General features: G+C 62.2%; 4 protein-coding genes. 2 read left to right on the top strand and 2 right to left on the bottom strand.

Going from position 1 to position 1,683, the window contains the following annotated elements:
• Window positions 1-269: hypothetical protein (locus EN742_RS38870; RefSeq protein ID WP_210214508.1), on the bottom strand; the 269-nt coding region annotated here is incomplete at its 3' end.
• 15 nt (window positions 270-284) lie between these two features.
• Here EN742_RS38870 and EN742_RS40125 point away from each other — a divergent pair.
• Window positions 285-419, top strand: a complete 135-nt coding sequence (locus tag EN742_RS40125; RefSeq protein WP_281033049.1) for a hypothetical protein — start codon at window positions 285-287, stop codon at window positions 417-419.
• Window positions 420-518: 99 nt separating this feature from the next.
• Entirely contained in the window at window positions 519-806 is a 288-nt protein-coding gene (locus EN742_RS34225; RefSeq protein WP_126054639.1) for a Dabb family protein, read from the top strand.
• On the opposite strand, the gene EN742_RS34220 is transcribed toward EN742_RS34225, so the two are convergent.
• Window positions 779-1,683: glycosyltransferase family 2 protein (locus EN742_RS34220; protein WP_210214507.1), on the bottom strand; the 905-nt coding region annotated here is incomplete at its 5' end. The two genes, EN742_RS34225 and EN742_RS34220, sit on opposite strands and share 28 nt — an antisense overlap.

Genomic DNA, 1,683 nt, shown 5'->3' with positions numbered 1-1,683 from the left:
ATGCCAGGATCTTGCTTGAAAGCCATTTCCTGCCCCCGACTTTCGTGAAGCCCGCGCATCGCCGGCCCCACCCCTCTCATGGTCCATTCATCAGGCTCGAACGCAGTCGCCACGACCGGAACTGCAGAGCTTGCCGTTGAATTGCCGGCACAATCTTCCACGGCATCAGCAGGAACTTCAAGGGGCAGGCCGAGGATGGATCTGGAGCCAACAATCCGCGGGAAAATGGCCGCCTGCAGCGGAATCGCTATGGTTGCGTTAGCCTGCATACGATAGTTTCAGCCATGCGTTACGTCATCGTCATCTGCGCCATCACCTTCTTCCTGATCTGGGATGGCCTCTACAATCAGGGCCACTACCTCGACGTAACAATCAGGGAGATGTCGCGCATCGTGCGATACGTCACCGGAGCGGCCTAACGCCCCGGCAACCGCAAGGCGGGCGCGACATCGTTGCCGGTTGACGCTGCGCCCTTGCTCCCACAAAACACGCCTGAAATGACGATCAAGGAGGCTGGTTTGATCCGGCACATCGTTTTCTTCAGCGTGCGGCACAAGGAGGATGTGGAGACCGTGCGATCGGGCCTGCAGGAATTGGGCAAGATTCCGCACTCGAAGCATTTCGAAGTGACGCTCAACACCAAGGTCGATCTGTTCTCCAACGCGATCGACGTGGTCGTCTATGCCGAATTCGAGGACGACGCGGCGCTGGCCGCCTACAAGGCGCATCCGCTCTATTCCGAGACGACCAGCCGGGTCAAACCATTGCGCGAACTGCGTTATTCAGCCGACGTCGTGGCGGCCTGAGCGAACGACTGTTCCAATTCCCGCCGTTGCCGCCGCCCGGCGAAATAACCGGAAACGACGCCAAAGCCCCCGGGCAGGTTGTTTGCCCTTCGCCAGGCCTTGATTTCCGCCAGCGCCACGCCGAGGCTGCCCTGCGCCACGGCCTTCAACACGCCGCGCAGCGTCAGGTAACAGAGGATCGCGGCGTAGTCGTTCGTCCGATAGTCCGGGCAGCGGGCGACGAAATCGTCCAGGCCCACAATGTAGCCGGCATGGGTGCGCGACATTGAATTGGCTTCACGATATTTGAGGACGTCGGCGGCCTTGCCGAAGGCGATGCGGTGCTGCTTTCCCAGCCGGACCAGGAATTCGCGGTCCTGATGACGATACAGGCCCACATCGTAACCGCCGATCGAGACGAAGGCGGAACGGCGCACGGTAACGGTCGAATTGGTCAATGGCACGCAGTGGCAAAGCAGCAGCTGACGCAGCCTGTCGGCGTCAGGGGTCGGGTCCGGCAACAGGTGCAGGCGCCGGCGCCGGTCCGCGACGTCGCTGAAGCCGTCGATGGTGCACGCAATATCCGGATTGGCATCGAAGAACGCGATCAACCGCTCGATGCGTCCCGGACAGAATGCATCGTCGGAATCGAGAAACGCAATAAGCGGCGCGCTGGTCAGCGTGGCGCCCTCGTTGCGTGCCCGGTTGGCACCGGATCGCACCAGTAGTCGGCGCCAGGCCAGGCGGGGATCGGCAAGCGAAGCCAGATAGGCTTCGGTGCCGTCGTCGGAAGCGTCGTCGACGACCACGAGTTCGATGTCCCGCCGAGGATCGGACAGGACCGATTCCAGGGGGCGCGGCAGGCTGCCGCGCACCCTGGAATCGGTCCTGTCCGATC

Origin of the sequence: Mesorhizobium sp. M4A.F.Ca.ET.020.02.1.1 (genome assembly GCF_004022645.1) — a bacterium.
Taxonomy (GTDB): domain Bacteria; phylum Pseudomonadota; class Alphaproteobacteria; order Rhizobiales; family Rhizobiaceae; genus Mesorhizobium.
This window is presented reverse-complemented; position numbering and strand designations above follow the sequence as displayed.

Bases quoted from the DNA above. Each gene is read 5' to 3' on its own strand.
- EN742_RS40125 (WP_281033049.1), top strand. From the start codon at position 285: ATGCGTTACGTCATCGTCATCTGCGCCATCACCTTCTTCCTGATCTGG.